The organism is Mesorhizobium sp. CNPSo 4684 (genome assembly GCF_057784315.1).
In genome coordinates this window covers 242723-259194 of the sequence record NZ_JBWLUX010000002.1, presented here as the reverse complement: position 1 = coordinate 259194, position 16472 = coordinate 242723, and the positions used below count along the sequence as shown (strand labels likewise).

The 16472-nt window shown below is 64.8% G+C and carries 13 protein-coding genes; 6 read left to right on the top strand and 7 right to left on the bottom strand.

The features are described 5' to 3' along the window. Nucleotides 1-274 precede the first annotated feature (274 nt). Nucleotides 275-1393, bottom strand: coding sequence for an NAD(P)/FAD-dependent oxidoreductase (locus tag AC04SG_RS02735; RefSeq protein ID WP_488549817.1), 1119 nt, complete (start codon nt 1391-1393; stop codon nt 275-277). 103 nt (nt 1394-1496) lie between these two features. On the opposite strand from AC04SG_RS02735, the gene AC04SG_RS02730 reads away from it, so the two are divergent. From AC04SG_RS02730 to AC04SG_RS02710, 5 genes are all read left to right on the top strand, one after another. Next, complete coding sequence (locus AC04SG_RS02730) at nt 1497-2399, top strand: LysR family transcriptional regulator (protein ID WP_488549875.1); 903 nt, start codon at nt 1497-1499, stop codon at nt 2397-2399. An 87-nt stretch (nt 2400-2486) separates the two neighbouring features. Further along, nucleotides 2487-4565, top strand: a complete 2079-nt coding sequence (locus AC04SG_RS02725) for a hydantoinase/oxoprolinase family protein (RefSeq protein WP_488549816.1) — start codon at nt 2487-2489, stop codon at nt 4563-4565. 4 nt (nt 4566-4569) lie between these two features. Then, nucleotides 4570-6555: a hydantoinase B/oxoprolinase family protein gene (locus AC04SG_RS02720; protein WP_488549815.1), complete on the top strand. Its 1986-nt coding sequence runs from the start codon at nt 4570-4572 to the stop codon at nt 6553-6555. After that, the gene (locus tag AC04SG_RS02715; RefSeq protein WP_488549814.1) at nt 6552-6854 is read left to right on the top strand and encodes a (2Fe-2S)-binding protein; all 303 of its coding nucleotides are present in this window, start codon (nt 6552-6554) and stop codon (nt 6852-6854) included. Before AC04SG_RS02720 ends, AC04SG_RS02715 begins: the two co-directional genes overlap by 4 nt. After that, on the top strand, nt 6851-8218 hold the full coding sequence (locus tag AC04SG_RS02710) for an FAD/NAD(P)-dependent oxidoreductase (RefSeq protein ID WP_488549813.1): 1368 nt from the start codon (nt 6851-6853) through the stop codon (nt 8216-8218). Before AC04SG_RS02715 ends, AC04SG_RS02710 begins: the two co-directional genes overlap by 4 nt. 41 nt (nt 8219-8259) lie before the next feature. On the opposite strand, the gene AC04SG_RS02705 is transcribed toward AC04SG_RS02710, so the two are convergent. Further along, nucleotides 8260-9585 carry an NAD(P)/FAD-dependent oxidoreductase gene (locus tag AC04SG_RS02705; protein WP_488549812.1) on the bottom strand — a complete coding sequence of 442 codons (1326 nt, stop codon included), beginning with the start codon at nt 9583-9585 and terminating at the stop codon, nt 8260-8262. Between the two features lie 223 nt (nt 9586-9808). Between AC04SG_RS02705 and AC04SG_RS02700 the strand changes: the two genes are divergently transcribed. Then, entirely contained in the window at nt 9809-10285 is a 477-nt protein-coding gene (locus AC04SG_RS02700; protein ID WP_192259777.1) for an Lrp/AsnC family transcriptional regulator, read from the top strand. 125 nt (nt 10286-10410) lie between these two features. Here the strand turns inward: AC04SG_RS02700 and AC04SG_RS02695 are convergent, their stop codons facing one another. From AC04SG_RS02695 to AC04SG_RS02675, 5 genes are all read right to left on the bottom strand, one after another. Further along, on the bottom strand, nt 10411-12066 hold the full coding sequence (locus tag AC04SG_RS02695) for an ABC transporter ATP-binding protein (RefSeq protein WP_488549811.1): 1656 nt from the start codon (nt 12064-12066) through the stop codon (nt 10411-10413). Beyond that, complete coding sequence (locus tag AC04SG_RS02690) at nt 12063-12914, bottom strand: ABC transporter permease (protein ID WP_488549810.1); 852 nt, start codon at nt 12912-12914, stop codon at nt 12063-12065. Before AC04SG_RS02690 ends, AC04SG_RS02695 begins: the two co-directional genes overlap by 4 nt. After that, nucleotides 12911-13861 carry an ABC transporter permease gene (locus tag AC04SG_RS02685; RefSeq protein ID WP_488549809.1) on the bottom strand — a complete coding sequence of 317 codons (951 nt, stop codon included), beginning with the start codon at nt 13859-13861 and terminating at the stop codon, nt 12911-12913. The genes AC04SG_RS02690 and AC04SG_RS02685 overlap by 4 nt, the downstream gene beginning before the upstream one ends. A gap of 90 nt (nt 13862-13951) precedes the next feature. Then, nucleotides 13952-15562, bottom strand: coding sequence for an ABC transporter substrate-binding protein (locus AC04SG_RS02680; RefSeq protein WP_488549808.1), 1611 nt, complete (start codon nt 15560-15562; stop codon nt 13952-13954). Between the two features lie 64 nt (nt 15563-15626). Next, nucleotides 15627-16319 carry an HAD-IA family hydrolase gene (locus tag AC04SG_RS02675; RefSeq protein WP_488549874.1) on the bottom strand — a complete coding sequence of 231 codons (693 nt, stop codon included), beginning with the start codon at nt 16317-16319 and terminating at the stop codon, nt 15627-15629. Nucleotides 16320-16472: the final 153 nt, after the last annotated feature.

Sequence of the window (16472 nt, the reverse complement as noted above, 5' to 3'; positions counted from 1 at the left end):
CGTCACACGTAGCTCGACACTCCCGGCTTCGAAAGACCCTTCGGCGATGCGTGCGGTATTCGGCGGCAACGACGTGCAATTAGGCGGGGTTCCGAACTCGGCCGCGCACGTCCCCCCGCCAGTACTGGCCGTCGATGGCCAAATCATCTGGGAAATCTTGGTACCTAGCGCGCAACGCTCGCTTGAGATCCTCATACTCGAGGGGTCGGCGAGAACTGACTATCACGCCTTCGCAAAAAGGGCCATCGTTGCGCGGTTGTCGACAGCTACTCCTTCAGGCTGCGCGGCCGAAGCGATCGACCCTGAAATCGTCGAGCGGCGTTTCGCAACGGTCTGTCATGATGAGCTCGGCCATGGCATCGCCCACGCCCGGACCGAGCTGGAAGCCGTGTCCGCTGAAGCCGAAAGCGTGGAACAGGCCTGGCGTCGTCGCCGAGCGTCCCATGATCGGCAGCATGTCTCTGACATAACCCTCGCAGCCGGACCAAGTGCGAATGACGGTAGCCTGCGCGATCGCCGGCAGCAGCCGCGCGACGGCGCGCAATTGCAATGGAAGGCGCATGGGATCGGCGCTGGCCTGGCCTGGATCGAGATTCACCGCTACTCTTTCGGCCGCTCCGCCGAAGACGATGTTGCCCCGCTCGACCTGACGCAGATAGGCGCCATGGTCCTTGTTGCGCGTCCAGATGCCGACCACCGGCAAGATCTGATGCGGCAGCGGCTCGGTCACGCCCATCTGCGGGCCACGGGCGTCGAGCGGAACCGTTTCGCCGAACTGCGCGGCGATGCGCGCGCCCCAAGCACCGGCGGTGTTGAGCAGACACTCGGCGGCGAATGCACCTTTTGAACAGGCGACAAGGAAGCTGGAGCCCGTGTGAGTGATCTTCTCGACCTCGGCTCCCTCGATGATTTCCGCGCCCAGCTTGCGGGCGGCTTCCGCAAAGGCCGGCGCGATCAATCGGGGATTGGCGCTGCCGTCATGCGGCGAGAACGACGCGGCGATCGCCTCAGGGCCGAGGCCGGGAAACCGGGAAGAGATTTCGCGCGGTCCGAGTTCCGCCAGGTCAAGCCCCCAGGGCAGCGCCGCCTCGGCATAGGCCCGCATGTCGGCGAGGCTATCTTCATCGAAGATCAGCCGGATATGGCCGGTAGCGCGGAATTCCACGTCGCGGCCAAGCATTTTTTCGGCCTCGCCCCACAGCCTGAGCGAGCGATGGGCCAGCGGAAGCTGGGACAGATGACGCCCCGTGCGCCGGATGTTGCCGAAGGAGGCAACCGTTGCGCCAGTGCCGATCCGGTTGCGCTCGATCAACGTCACGCGCGCGCCGTGCTGGGCCAGGAAATAGGTCGAAGCCGTTCCCATCAGTCCGCCGCCCAGCACGATCACATCCATGGCGCCCTCTTGCAATGAATCATTGACCAATCTTGTCGGCGCCACGGCATTGCGTCAAAGATGGGTTTGGATAGAAGCCATAAGCTTTACCTATGGAGTGGCAATGCGGGCCCGGCAGCTCGAAGTGTTCATCGCTGTCATGCGCGCGGGCACCGTGACCGCCGCGGCGCGGATGCTGAACATCTCCCAGCCCGCTTTGAGCCAGATCGTGCTCCATACCGAGGACGAACTCGGCTTCACCCTGTTCGAGCGGGTGAAAGGCCGGCTGCGGCCGACCCCGGAGGCGCTCGAGATCTTCCCTGATGCCGAGAGGTTGTCAGCGGGGCTTGAAGGCTTGCGCCGCAAGACCACCGACCTGCGTCTGGGCCGAACCGGGCTGGTGCGGGTCGCGGCTTCGCCGCCGCCGGCCATGGCTATCTTGCCGCGTGCGTTCACCAAATTCCGGGCCCAGCATCCCAACATAATGTTGCGCGCTCATAGCGCGCCGATCGCCGCCATCGTCGACATGCTGCGAGCCGGCGACGCCAGCCTCGGCGTGGCCATGGACGACCGGCTCCCTCCGGATATTGAGGCGGAGGTGATCGGCAGCGTCGGCTTCGCATGCCTGCTGCCCGCCGGGCACGCGCTGCAAAAGAAAGCCGAACTGACGCTCGCCGACCTCGTCGGGGAGGAGTTGATATCGTATCGCGGCAACACCCGTCCTGCCGACGAACTGGCCCACGCTGCCCGCGCGCAAGGTGTGGCGCTTTCGCCGTCGCTCGAGATCGACGTATCCATCTCCGCGGTCGGCTTCGTCCAGGCCGGTCTGGGCATCGCCTTGGTCGACGCGCTGCTGCCTTGGCATCAGTTTGACGGGCTTGCGGTCAGGCTGCTGACAGGCCCGGAATTTCCGATCGCGCTTCTCACCTCGCGGACGCGGGCCCTTTCACGCGCCGATGAGATGATGCGCGATGAGATCGGCGCGGCCTGTGCCGCCGTCCTGAATGAGCATCGCGCGAAAGCATAAGCAAGACTTATATCCTTGCTCATCATACGTCTTGGACCCGCACCATCCGGCATGCCAATTTGCTTGGCAGACAGGAAGGGACGCATCATGGATGGTGTCATCACGGCGGATAAGGCGCAGAACAGAGCCGACTGGAAGGTTGGCGTCGATATCGGCGGGACATTCATCGATTTCTGTGCGCTCGAAGCAAATTCCGGACGCCTCGCCTCGCTAAAGGTGCTGACGACGCCAGAAGATCCGGGCGCCGAACTGATGACCGGTCTTACCCTTCTGGCCGAGCGCGAAGGTTTTGATCCTGCCCATATGACGCGCTTCGTGCACGGCACCACCGTCGGCATCAACACGATCATCCAGCGCAAGGGCGCGCCGCTGGCGCTGTTCACCAATGCCGGCTTCGAAGACGTGATCGAGCTCGCGCGGCTGCGCATGCCGGAGATGTATTCTCTGTTCTGCTCGCGTCCGGACCCGCTGATCTCGCGCGACATGGTGTTCGGCATTCCGGTCCGCATGCGCGCCGATGGAAGCGAATCCCAGGCGCCGGACATGGCGGTGGTGGCCAGCGCGGTGGCAGCGGCGAAAGCGAATGGGGCGCAGGGGATCATCGTCTCCTTCCTCCATTCCTGGCGCAACGCCGCGCAGGAGGCTGCCGTCAAGGCGACGATCGCGCGTCTCGCTCCCGACCTCTTCGTCTTCTCTTCGGCCGAGGTGTGGCCGGTCATCCGCGAATACGAGCGCAGCTCGACCGCCATTCTCAATGGTTATGTCCATCCGCGCGTCTCGGGCTATCTGACGGCGCTGGAAGAGCGGCTGAAGGACCGCGGCGTGCCGGCCCGCCCGATGCTGACGAAGTCGAACGGCGGGCTGATGAACGCCGCCGAAGGCAAGCGCGCCTGCGTCAACATGTTGCTGTCGGGAACGGCCTCCGGTGTCATCGGCGCCTCGTGGCTGGCCCGTCAGGCTGGCGAAGACAAGATCCTTACCCTCGACATCGGCGGCACCTCAGCCGACTTCGCGCTCATCATCGACGGCGAGCCGCAGTTCGGCACCGGCGAAGTGATCGGCGAATTTCCGCTCCATATCCCCTCCGTCTCTGTGAGCTCTATCGGCGTCGGCGGCGGCTCGATCGCCAGCATCGACGCGCAAGGGGTGCTGCGCGTCGGGCCGGAGTCGGCGGGTTCGACGCCGGGACCGGCATGCTACGGCCGTGGCGGCGAGCGGGCGACGGTGACAGACGCCATGGTGGTGTGCGGATGGCTCGGTCACAGCGAGATGGCCTACGGCCAGCTCAGGATCGATACCGGACTGGCGCATCGCGGGGTCGGCGAGCTTGCCGCCCGGCTCGACCGACCGGTCGAGCAGACCGCGCAGGCGATCCTCGACATTGCGGTGTCGGAGATGTTCGTCGAGGTCGAGAAACTCGCCTCGCGCGCCGGCGTCGACTTGCGCGATTTCACGCTGATGCCCTTCGGCGGCGGAGGCCCGATGCTCGGCGCCTTCCTGGCCCGTGAACTCGGGATGAAGCGCGTCATGGCGCCCCGCCGTCCCGGCGTGGTGTCGGCGCTGGGCGGGTTGGTGGCGGATCTGCGCGGGGACTTCATCCGCACCATCTTCAGCCCGCTGTCGAGCATGTCGCTTGCCGGAATTCGCGAGGCCTTCGAGGCCCTGGCACGTGAGGGCCGCGACTGGCTCGCGGCGCAACGTCATGACGGGGAGGCGGAGATCAATTTGTCCTGCGACATGCGCTATGTCGGACAGAGTTATGAGATCGAGGTCGCCCTTTCACCGGAATGGCTGACGGACGGCAATGCGGCCGCCATCGCACAGGCCTTCCACCTCACCCATCAGCAGCTCTACGATTTCCACGACCCGGACGGCGAGATCGAACTTGTGAATGTCCGGCTATCCGCCGTGGGCGCGGGGCCGAAGCTCTCCTTCCTGGAGACAGACGAGATCCGTGCCGCCGCCGTTCCGGCGCGCCGGCTCCCGGTCTATACGGGCGCTGGCGTCGAGACCGTCGACCTCCACGACCGGCAGGCCCTGGTGCCGGGCAGCACGTTCCACGGGCCTGCGGTGGTCGTGCAGGAAGACACCACCTTCGCAATTCCCGCTGGAGCACAGGCACGGGTCGACCGTCACCTCAACCTTTTGCTGACCTTCCCGGAGTGATGCCATGTTTGACCGGACAAATCTGCAGGTTCTGGCGAACCATGCCCGCGCGGCGGCCGAGAACATGGCCCACACGCTGCACCGCACTGCGCACTCTGCCTTCGTCAAGGAGACGCAGGATTTCACCGTGATGCTGATGGATCGTTCGGGCGCGACCTTCGCCGTGCCGATGGACCTCGGCGCCACCTGGTATCCGGGGCTTTCGTATCACCGCGCGATCGCGATGGTCGACGACTACCGGCCGGGCGACGTTGCGTTCACCAACGATCCCTATTCGGGCCACGTCGCCACGCACGCGCCCGACACGCATCTGTGGAAGCCGGTCTTCGTCGATGGCGAGATCGTCGCCTGGACCGGAGGGCATATCCACAACACCGACATGGGGGGCGCGGTGCCGGCCTCGCTCAGCCGGGCGCTGACCGAGATCCATCAGGAAGGCATTCGCTTTCCGCCGATGAAGCTGGTGAACGAGGGCGTCTTCGACGAGACGATACTGCGGATCATGAGCACCAATGTGCGCAAGCCCGACCTCAACATCGGCGACATCAAGGCGCTGGTCGGCGCGCTCAACACCGGCGAGCGCAAGATCCAGGCGATGGTGAGGAAGTTCGGCAAGGCCGGCTTCATCGAAGGCGTTGCCGCCCTTCTCGACCATGCGGAGGCGCAGGCGCGCGACGTGCTGCGTTCGATGCCCGACGGCACCTGGGAATTCGCCGACTATGCCGACGAGGATTCCGTCGAGGCCAATCCGTGCCGGCTGAAGCTGACGCTGACGATCAGGGGCGACGAAGCGGTGCTCGACTTCACCGGCTCCGATCCTCAGCTCGGCTCCTCGCTCAACGTGCCATCAGGCGGCGACCCGCGACACACCATGCTGCTGGTGGGCGTCTACTACGTGCTCTACACGCTCAACCCGAAGGTCCTGCTCAATACGGGCCTTACCAGGCCGTTCACCTGCATCACGCCCGAAGGTTCGGTGCTCAATCCTGTCCATCCCGCCGCAGTGGGCATGCGCTCGCTCACCTGCGCCCGGCTGCGGTCGGTCATCTTCGGCGCCTTCTCGCAAGCCGTGCCGGAGCGCCTGCCAGCAGCACCCGCCGGCAACAACTGCATCGTCAACGTCATGACCACGGACGAGCGGACCAGCCGGACCGTCATCGCGGCGGTGAACCCCGTGGTGGGGGGCGGTGGTGCGATGCCGCATCGCGACGGCACCAACGGATCGGGCGCCGACGCCGCCTATCTCAAGAACACGCCGATCGAGATCACCGAGACCGAGACCCCGGTCGAATTCGTGAAGTACGGGCTCGCCAGGGACAGTGGCGGTGCAGGGCGCTGGCGCGGCGGCCTGGCGACCGAGATGGCCTTCCGTGTCTTCGCCCCCGACTCCAGGATCACGGCCCGCAACCGCGACCGGAGCTTCTTTCGTCCCTGGGGTGTGCTGGGCGGCAAGGCGGCCGGCCTGTCTGACATGGTCGTCAATCCGGGGACCGAGCACGAGCGGCGGCTGGGCAACATCGACACGGCGGTCCTGCAGCCTGGCGACGTGCTTGATATCCGCTCCGCCGGCGGCGGCGGGCGCGGCGATCCGCATGAGCGCGAGCCCTGGCAGGTCGCGCAGGATGTGCGGCGCGGCTATGTTTCGGCGACGGCGGCCGAGCGCGACTATGGCGTCGTCATCCTTGACGGCGAGGCCGACGAGCAGGCAACGGAAAGGCTGCGCGCACGCAAGGAGCCAGCCGCCGGCCACTTCCATTTCGGTCCGGAGCGCGACGGTTACGAAGCGCAGTGGACGCCGTTGGCTTACGACCGGCTCACCGCCATACTGAGGGACTTGCGGGTCCATTGGCGGTTCTTCGCCAAGACGGAGATCTTCCGCCGCATGAAGGGGCGCTCGGGGCCGGAAGGCGTCCAGGCGGCGTTCGATGCGGTCTGCGAACGGTTCCCCGAACTGCCGCGTCCGCGCCCCGTGCGAGAGGCCGCGGAATGATCATCGCCGGCCGCATCGTCCGACTGGCTGAACGCGACCGGGCGCAGCTGCATTTCTATCTCGACGGTGAGATGCGCGGCGCGCTAGCGGGCGACACCGTGCTGACCGCCATGCTGGCGTCAGGGCACGCGTTGCGAAAGTCCGAGTTCGGAGCCGAGCCGCGTGCTGGCTTCTGCCTGATGGGAGCCTGCCAGGATTGCTGGGTATGGCAGGACGAGGGACCGCGGCTGCGGGCGTGCTCGACACTTCTCAGCGAAGGCATGCGGTTGCGCACGATGCCATCGGAGAGCTGGCTGTGAGCGAGACCCCGTCGCCGCGGATCGTGATCGTGGGCGCCGGTCCGGCTGGCATAAGGGCCGCCGCGACGCTTGTGGAGGCCGGGCTCCACCCGGTGGTGATCGACGAAGGGCAGCGCGCGGGCGGACAGATCTATCGCCGCCCGCCCGCCGGGTTCACCCGCACCGCGAAGCAGCTCTACGGGTCGGAGGCGGCGAAGGCGGACGCGCTGCATGCGCTGTTTGACTGGCTGGCCAAAGAGGGGCGGCTCACCCATTGCGCGGCGAGTTCGGTTATCGCCGCGCAGAACGGGCGACTGCACGTGCTTGGGGAGGGCGGCGTGCAGCTAGTCGGCTATGACCGCCTGATCCTTGCCACCGGCGCGTCCGACCGTGTCGCTCCGGTCCCGGGCTGGCAGAGCGCCGGCGTCTACAGCCTCGGCGCCGCGCAGATCGCGCTCAAGGCGCAGGGCGTGGCGCTTGGGCGGCGCATCGTCCTGATCGGATCGGGGCCTTTGCTGACGCTGGTCGGCGCCCAGCTCGTCAAAGCTGGAGCCGATGTGGCGGCGGTGCTGGACACTTCTCCCTGGCATCAGCAGATGCGGGGGCTCTGGCAGCTTGCCGCCCGGGCGCTCGTCACGCTGCGCGGTCTGGCCCTGCGAGCAAGGCTCGGCGGCCGCTACCATGCGGGCGTGACGCTCGAGCGGATCGAGGCTGACGAAAAAGGTGTCACGGCGATGCGTTGGCGCGACGCCGGCGGCCGGGAGCACCGCACCCCTTGCGACATGATAGGCATGGGCTGGCATCTGCGGGCAGAGACGCATCTGGCCGACCTTGTGGGGTGCGCCTTCACCTATGACGAGCAGTGGCGGCAATGGCTGCCGAAGACCGACGAGATGGGTCGGGCCGGTAACAGCGTTTATCTGGCAGGCGATGGGGCTCGTCTTCTGGGAGCGGACGGCGCGGAGATCGCGGGGCGTCTCGCGGCCGCGGCATGCCTTGCCGATCTCGGAATTCCGGCGCGCTCTACCGGCGCCGATCTGCGCAAGCTTGCGCGGCTCGAGCGCTTTGCCCGTGGCCTGGCTTGCGCCTTTCCCTGGCCGGCAGCGATGGCGCGGGCACTCCCCGACGACGCGGTAGTTTGCCGCTGCGAGAACGTGACTGCCAGAGCTGTACGTGAGAGCGCGGGTTTCGGCGGCGGCGAGGCCAACAGGGTGAAATCGCTGTCGCGCGTCGGCATGGGGCGATGCCAGGGGCGCTACTGCCAGTTGGCTGCCGTTGAACTTGTTGCGGCGCAAGCCGGCTGTGCGCCCGGCGCTGTCGGCCGGTTTCGCGGGCAGGCGCCTGTCCGCTCGGCACCTATCGGTGCCTTTCTCCGGGACGGTTGATGCAATTCCGGAGGCCACACCAGGATGGCATGGATCACATCCTAGAAGTCGGCGACCTTCCCCCAGGCCGAAGCGTCGAAGCGTCGGGGATCATAGGATGTCGCATCGACGACCGGTTCCGAGCCGGTCATCAGATCGGCGACGAGATGCCCGGCGCCGGGTCCGATGCCGAAGCCGTGTCCCGAAAATCCGGCGGCCAGGAAGAAACCCGGAACACTATGGATCTCGCCGATGGCAGGCACGCCGTCCGGCGTGCTGTCGATATAGCCGGCCCAGGCTGCGCTGATCCTGGTCTGGCGCAGTGCCGGCAGCAGCTCGAGTGCCCGGGCGTGGGTCAGGCGGATCGTCGCCTGGTCCGGGGCCGGATCGAGGATGCGCATCCGTTCCATTGGCGTCGGCTGGTCGAGCCGCCAGTGCCGGAGCGTTTCGTGGCCCGAGCGCACGCCCTGCAGACCGCCGGGCGCGAGGCTTCGCCACCGCTTCAGGAACATAGGCAGGAACTGCGACGAGAAGCGCAGCTGCTGCGGCGTGACGTCCACGCGGCCGCGTCCGCTTATGGCGAGCGTGTAGCCGCCGTCGCCGCGACGCGTGGCCGAGATCCGTGTCGTGTGCAGCGCATCCGGCAGGCCCTCAGCGCCGGGCGAGACGGACAGGATGGAGGAGCGGACCGACGCCTGCGGAAAGCGGAAACCGAACTGATGGCAGAAGGAGGAGGCCCAAGCGCCGCCGGCCAGGACCGCCACCTTGGTCCGGATCGTTCCGTTTTCCGTGACCACGCCGCTCAGGCGCCCGCCTTCGGTCTCGATACCGCGCGCGGCGCAATTCTGGTGCACGGAGCCCCCGAGCTTGAGGATGGCGCGGGCGACCGAGGGCGCGGCCCGCGACGGGTCGGCCGTGCCGTCGGTCGGCGAGAAGACGCCGCCGTTCCAGGTCCGGCCCGTGGCGCGACCCCGCTCGCTGGCCCCGGCGCTGTCGAGCATGTGCGTGGTGACGCCGGCCGTTTTGGCGAAGTCACGCCAGCGCGCCCAGCCGGCCAGTTCCGCGTCGTCATTGCTGAGATAGAGCAGGCCGCAGCGCCGAAAGCCGGTGTCCTCGCCGGTTTCCGCCGCGAAGCTGTTCCACAGATCGAGGCTTCGGGTTGCCATCGGCAGCTCGCGGGCGTCGCGGTTCTGCTGCCGGCACCATCCCCAGTTCCTGGAGGATTGTTCGGCGCCGATGCGTCCCTTTTCGACGAGAGCGACCTGCATGCCGCGCCTGGCCAGGTAATAGGCCGCGAAGACGCCGACGATGCCGCCGCCGATCACCACCGCGTCCGCGGACTGTGGCAGTTCGCCAGATGTCTCGATTTGCTGCAATTGAGCGCGCATGGTCTCTCTGCCTCGATACGCCAATCTAACGCGTTGTGCAGGCAGCCGCTGCTGCAGTTGAGGCCGAGGCAGAATTTTATTCCGGCAGATCGGTTGAAATCGGAAGTCACTGCGTTTCAAAGTAGTGTCGGCTTGGATGGACAGGCCGGCGGGCTGTGGTAGGGTCGATGGCTGTTGATACGGCAGCATTTTGTGCTGTGGCATGCGTTCTTCGGAGACGGCCGTGAAACTGGATCGGATCGACATCAAAATTCTGCACGAATTGCAGAAGAACGGCCGCATCACCAATGTGGAACTGGCCGATCTGGTGCATCTGTCGCCGAGCCCGTGCCTGATGCGGGTCAAGAAACTCCAGTCGGAAGGCTACATCGAAGGCTATTCGGCGCAGATCAATATCGGCAAGCTTGGCCAGACGCTGACCGTTTTCACCGAAATCACCTTGAAGAACCACCGTCAGATTGACTTCGCCCGCTTTCTCGCTGTCGTGGAGAAGATCGAGCAGGTCATCGAATGCCATCTTGTGTCGGGCGGCTACGACTATTTGATGAAATTCGTGACCTCCGGCATTAGTGAGTATCAGACGATCATGGAGCGACTGACCGACATGGATATCGGCATCGACAAGTATTTCAGCTTCGTGGTGCTGAAGTCTCCCATCGTCAAGGCGCACATGCCGCTGCCCAGCCTGTTTCCGATGTAGTCGGAGCAATTCCAGTCAAAGTGTGAACGGTTTTCCCGGGAAAAGCGCGCAGCGCTTTCCCTTGGGAATTGCGTCAAAAACAAAGAGATAGAGCGGTTCGCCGTTTCCTTGAACGGTGAACCGCTCTATCGATGGCCGTACTGGCTGACGAGCTCGGGGTCGCGGACGAGGCCATCGAGCCACGTTGGGTCAAGCTTCGGCACGGAGGAGAACAGAAGCTTGGAATAGGGGTGGGTGGGCGCCGTCAGCTTGTCGGGCGTGATCTGCTCCACCCGCTCCCCGTTGTACATGACCATGATCTCGTCGCAGATGGCCTCGACGACGGAGAGGTCGTGGCTGATGAAGATGTAGGAGAGTCCCAGCTCGCGCTGTAGTTCCTTGAGCAGCTCGATCACGGCCGCCGCCACCACTGTATCGAGCGCCGAGGTGATTTCGTCGCAGATGATGAGCTTGGGGTTGGCCGCCAGCGCGCGTGCGAAGTTCACCCGCTGCTTTTGCCCACCAGACAGTTCCGATGGATGACGGTAGCGCAATCCCCTCGGCAGGCGCACCATGTCGAGCAGTTCGTCGACGCGCTCCGAGCGCGCCTGCCTGTCGAGCCGGTGATAGAAGGCCAGCGGACGGGAGATGATGTCCTCCACGGGCTTGGCCGGATTGAGCGCGGTATCGGCATATTGGAACACGATCTGCATCTCGCGCAGTTGGTCCTGGCTGCGTTTCCTGGCGGCCCGCTGCAGTTCCTTGCCGTCGAAGACGATATTCCCGGCCGCCGCCGGATGGATGCCGGCGATGACGCGCGCCAGCGTCGACTTTCCGCAGCCGGATTCGCCGATGACGCCGAGATTACGCCCCTTCTCGACGACCAGACTGACGGAATCGACCGCGCGGATGAGTGGCAGTCCGTCAGCTCGCACCGCGCCATAGCCGGCAGTCACATTGTCGATACAAAGCAGCTGCCTAGTCCCGGCATCCACGTCCGCATGCGCTTGGCGCGGCTTCGGTTCGAAGGCGGCCAGCAATTCGCGTGTATAGGGGTGCTGGGCAGTCGAAAGGATTGCCGCCGTGGTGCCGGTCTCCTGCACCTCGCCACCCTTCAGCACCACGATGCGGTCGGCGATCTGAGCGACGACCGCGAGGTCGTGGGAAACATAGACACCCGCTATCCCGCCCGCCCGCATGACCGACTTGAATGCCTTCAGCACGTCGATCTGCGTCGTCACGTCGAGTGCTGTCGTCGGCTCGTCGAAGATGACCAGCTTGGGATCACTGATGAGCGCCATGGCCGCCGACAGCCGCTGCAATTGCCCGCCGGAAACCTGGTGCGGATAACGGGCGCCGATCCCTTCCGGATCCGGCAGCGACAAGGCCTTGAACAGCTCGACCGCGCGCTGGCGCGCCTGTGCGGGCGGCATCAGCTTGTGGATGCGCGTGACCTCGATGACCTGATCCATGATCGTCGACGAGGGGTTGAAGGCAGCGGCAGCACTTTGCGGGACATAGGCAATATCGGTGCCGCGCAGCTTGGCGCGTTCCTTCTCGGAGAGCGCAGCCATGTTCTTGCCGTTTACGTTGATCTCGCCGCCGGTGATCCGGCAGCCGGGCCGCGCATAGCCCATGAGCGAGAGCGCTACCGTCGTCTTGCCGGAGCCGCTCTCGCCGATCAGGGCAACGATCTCGCCGTCGGCGATGTCGAAGCTGACGCCCTTTATGATTTCGACAAGCCGTCCGGAGTCGGTCGTCGCCTCGATCCGCAGGTTTCTGACCTCGACGAGATTGCTCATGCGTCTCGGTCCCTGATCTTCTGCGGCAGGTTGTCGATCAGCAGGTTGACGCTGATGGTGAGGCTGGCGATTGCCAGCGACGGCACGATGACGGCGGGCGCCGCGAAGGGCAGGCCGCCGATGTTCTCGCGCACCAGCGCCCCCCAGTCGGCGAGCGGTGGCTGCAGGCCGAGCCCCAGGAAGGACAGGCCGGAGAGCAGCAGCACGATGAAGACGAAGCGCAGCCCGAAGTCGGCCAGCACCGGGCGGATGATGTTGGGCAGGATCTCGGACCCGATGAGATAGAAGGTGCTCTCGCCACGGACACGGGCGACGGTGATGAAGTCCATGGTGTTGATGTTGACGGCGAGCGCGCGCGCGAAGCGGTAGGCGCCGGGGATATAGATGACGGCCAGCGTCAGGATCAGCACCGGGATCGACGAGCCGACCGCAGCGACGACCACAAGGCCGAACAGCTTGCTGGGGATGGAGTTCATGGCGTCCAGGAAGCGGCTGAGGCAGGTGTCGAGCCAGCCACCGGTCACGGCCGCGATCATCCCCAGCACGACACCTGAAAAGCAGGCGATGGAGACGGCGGCGAGCGATATGCCGACAGTGTAGCGGGCGCCCATCAGAACCCGCGAGAGCATATCGCGCCCAAGATAATCCGAGCCGAGCCACAGTCCCTGGCGCATCGGGCCGAAATAGTCGTCGTCGACAATGTCGCCGATCGAATGGGGAATGACGTAAGGCGCCAGGATCGCGATGAGCGTCCAGGCCAGGATGACCAGAGCGGCCACGACGCCGACGAGGCTGTAGCTGTGGCCCAGGAAGGACCGTCGGGAGGTTGTCGCGCGCGCTATCGTCATCTGAGCCTCGGGTTGGACATGATAGCCACGATGTCGGCAGCGGTGATGAGGAAGAGGTAGCCGAGGCAGAAGATCATCGCGCAACTCTGGATAAGCGGCAGATCACGGGTGGCGACGGCATCGACCATCAGCTTGGCGATGCCGGGATAGTTGAAGATCGTCTCGACGATGATGACGCCGCCGACCAGATAGGACAGCGAGAGCGCGATCGCGTTGACGATCGGCCCGAGCGCGTTGGGAAGGGCGTGCCTCAGCACCATGCGGCCGCGCGAGGCGCCTTTCAGAAGCGCCATCTCCACATAAGGCGTGGAGAGCGTCTCGATCACCGCGGCGCGCGTCATGCGGATCATCTGGGCGGAGATGACGAAGGTGAGCGTGATCACCGGCATTGCATAGATGCGCACGAGGTCGGTCAGCGAATGCGCCTCGTTGACCGATGACAGCGCCGGCAGCCATTTGAGATAAACGGCGAAGAGCAGGACCGCGAGTGTCGCGACCATGAATTCCGGTACGGAGATGATGCCGATCGACAGGATGGTGATGGTGCGGTCATAGACAGAGCCGCGCAGCATGGCGGCGGTGATGCCGAGCGTCAGCGCCAATGGCACCGAGAGCAGCGTAGTGATGCCCGCGAGTTTCATCGTGTTGACCAGGCGTCCGCCGATCAGTGTCGCGACCGGCATCTCATTGGCATAGGAGGTGCCGAGGTCGCCGTGGAGCAGTCCCACAAGCCAGAGCAGAAAGCGCAGGATCGCCGGATCGTTGAGATGCATGGCCTCGCGCAGGCCGGCGACCGCTTCCGGAGTCGCCGCCTGGCCGAGCAGGATCGATGCGGTGTCTCCTGGCAGCATGCTGGTGGCGAAGAACACAGCGAACAGGACGATCAAAAGCGTGACGGCCGCAATCCCCAGCCGCTTCAGCACTAGGTTGAGAACCCGAGACGTCATGGAAGCGCTCCCCGCGGTTGCGTTCGGCCAAAACACTCTTGCGCAATGCAGTGCCGAGGACCGGCTGACCGGCCCCCGGGCAGGCTTTTCCTAGGCTTCGAGCCAGAGATATTCCGCCATTGCGTAGCCCATCATGCCACCGAGCGGGTTCGCCTCCAAACCCTTCACCTTGCTGGAGAGGGCATCCACGTTGGAAATGTAGGCCGGGATGATGGTGCCGGCCTCCTCGGAGACCATAGCCTGCATCTGGCCGTAGATCTCCTTGCGCTTGGCCTGGTCGAGCGAGCCGCGCGCCTCGATGAGCATCTTGTCGAACTTCTCGGACTTGTACTGGCTTTCGTTCCACGGCGCGTTGGAAGCGTAGAGGAGCGAGAACAGGATGTCCGGCGTCGGGCGCGGATTGATGTTGCCGAAATGGATTGGCGCCTTCAGCCAGTAATTGTCCCAGTAGCCGTCGGCCGGGACGCGCTGGACGTCGAGCTTCATGCCGATATCCGCGCCGGCGGCCTGGATGATCACCGCCATGTCGATCGACGAGGTCGCGGCGTCGGAAGCGATCACCGGGATGGACTGGCCGAGCAGGCCTGCCTTCTGGAAGTGGAACTTCGCCTTGTCCGGATCGAAAACCTTCGGCTTGACGTCGGAATTGTGGAAGATATTTGCCGGCGAGACAGGCTGGTCGTTGCCAATCTCGCCGAGGCCGCGCAATGCCGATTTGACGATCTGCTCGCGGTTGACGAGATACTTCATGCCGGCAACGAAGTCGGCGTTGCTGCCTGGATCCATGTCGAGCCGGATGTTGAGGTCGGTGTAGTTGCCCGAGGTCGTCTTCGACAATTCGAAGCCTTGCTGGCCGCCGATGAGCTTCATCGCGCGCGGATTGATCGAGGCGGCAAAATTGATGTCGCCGGAAAGCAGGGCGTTGACGCGGGCGCTGTCGTCGCTGATGGCGATGAACTCGAAGGAGTCGAGATATGGCTTGCCCGACTTCCAGTAGTTCTTGTTCTTGGTGACCACCGAACGCACGCCCGGTTCGAACGTTTGCAGCACGAAGGCGCCGGTGCCATTGCCCTTGGAGAAGTCCGTGGTGCCGTTCTGGACGATCATGAAGTGGTGCAGCGCCAGGATGGTCGGCAGGTCGGCATTCGGGTCGGCCAGCGTGATTTCGACGGTCGATTTGTCGACCGCCTTGAAGCTGGACATCTGGGCGGCGATCTTGGCGACCTTGGAGCCGACCGCCGGATCAAGATGACGCTTCAGCGAGAAGACGACGTCGTCGGCGGTGAGGTCCTTGCCGTCGTGGAACGTGACGCCCTTGCGCAGCTTCACCGTCCAGGTCTTGGCGTCCTTGCTGTCGAAGCTCTCGGCCAGCTCCATCTGCGTAACGCCATCCTTGTCGAGGAAAGTCAAGCGGTTGTAGAGCGAGCAGCAGCGGACATAGTCGGTGGAGAGCGACGCTTTTGCAGGATCGAGCGTGTCGGCGGTCGATGACGACCAGCCGGCCGCCTTGAAATTTCCGCCGGAAACCGGCTCGGCGGCGACGGCATTGGTGGCGCGGCCGAGCGCCAGGCTGCCCGCGGCAACCGCGGCGCCGCCGGCCAGCAGCATCTTGAGGAGTTCACGGCGGCTCGCGCCCCGCCGAATGGCGTTTTCGACCATGGCATCGTCTGCACTGGTCCAGTTCGTGATCTTGTCGGTCATGGTATTCCCCTTTCTGTTTGTTTTCCGGGATGCTCGTCTTGTTGCGGCTTTCCGGGGCTTGGGCTTAGATTCGTTCCTTCAGACTTTCCCGCACGGCCGCCGCCAACGCGGCCATTGAGGTGAAGTGGTGGTCCGGCACGGTGAAGCGCTCGGGTTCGATCGTGCCGCCATAACCCTTCTGGGCGTGCCGGCGCTCGATCCAGCAGTTGGTCATGCCAAGCGCCCGGGATATGCCGATGTCGTGGTACTGGCTTTGGGCGACGTGCAGAATGTCGTCCTTGCTGTCACCGCTTGAGGCGACGAAATCGAAGACCTTCTGGAAGAACGCCGGATCCGGTTTCTCCGTTCCGGTATCGTCGGCGGTGAAGGTGACGAAGAAGGGCGATCCCAACTGCTTCTCGAAATGATCGAGCGCCCAGCGCCGGGCATTAGTCATGGCAATCAGCTTGTGTGACTTCGCAAGCTCGGCCAGTGCCGCCGCGCTGTCGGGAAAGCCTTGCCAGGCGCTGGCGGAGTCTCGCAGCCGGATGCCGTATTTCTCCTCGGCCGGCAGGCCGAGTTGCGGCGCGACAACCATGTAGACACGCACGAGATCGTCGGGAAACAGGCCCGCATCGGGCATGTAGCGGGCCTGCCGGTAATGGGCGAGCGCGGCTTCGCCATCGATGGCAACGCCGGCGTCGGCGGCAATCCCGGCCAGGCAGGTCGTGATGCCGCTTTCGAAGTCGATCAGCGTGCCGACGACATCGAAGGTCATGTATTTGAATTCGCTAAAGCCCCTGGCCAAGACTGGCTCTCCTCTGCGCGCGGCCGAATTGCATGGTGCTGAACAGAACAAAATTCCGTACTGTCCGGGGCATCGGCCTTTTCAAAAACCCGGAAGTTCGGGGCTTCTGGCCTTGTCTTATAA

Excerpts from the sequence above, each read along its gene's own strand:
- AC04SG_RS02735 (WP_488549817.1), bottom strand. The coding sequence starts at position 1,393 with ATGGATGTGATCGTGCTGGGCGGCGGACTGATGGGAACGGCTTCGACC.
- AC04SG_RS02730 (WP_488549875.1), top strand. The coding sequence starts at position 1,497 with ATGCGGGCCCGGCAGCTCGAAGTGTTCATCGCTGTCATGCGCGCGGGC.
- AC04SG_RS02725 (WP_488549816.1), top strand. The coding sequence starts at position 2,487 with ATGGATGGTGTCATCACGGCGGATAAGGCGCAGAACAGAGCCGACTGG.
- AC04SG_RS02720 (WP_488549815.1), top strand. The coding sequence starts at position 4,570 with ATGTTTGACCGGACAAATCTGCAGGTTCTGGCGAACCATGCCCGCGCG.
- AC04SG_RS02715 (WP_488549814.1), top strand. The coding sequence starts at position 6,552 with ATGATCATCGCCGGCCGCATCGTCCGACTGGCTGAACGCGACCGGGCG.
- AC04SG_RS02705 (WP_488549812.1), bottom strand. The coding sequence starts at position 9,585 with ATGCGCGCTCAATTGCAGCAAATCGAGACATCTGGCGAACTGCCACAG.
- AC04SG_RS02695 (WP_488549811.1), bottom strand. The coding sequence starts at position 12,066 with ATGAGCAATCTCGTCGAGGTCAGAAACCTGCGGATCGAGGCGACGACC.
- AC04SG_RS02690 (WP_488549810.1), bottom strand. The coding sequence starts at position 12,914 with ATGACGATAGCGCGCGCGACAACCTCCCGACGGTCCTTCCTGGGCCAC.
- AC04SG_RS02685 (WP_488549809.1), bottom strand. The coding sequence starts at position 13,861 with ATGACGTCTCGGGTTCTCAACCTAGTGCTGAAGCGGCTGGGGATTGCG.
- AC04SG_RS02680 (WP_488549808.1), bottom strand. The coding sequence starts at position 15,562 with ATGACCGACAAGATCACGAACTGGACCAGTGCAGACGATGCCATGGTC.
- AC04SG_RS02675 (WP_488549874.1), bottom strand. The coding sequence starts at position 16,319 with ATGACCTTCGATGTCGTCGGCACGCTGATCGACTTCGAAAGCGGCATC.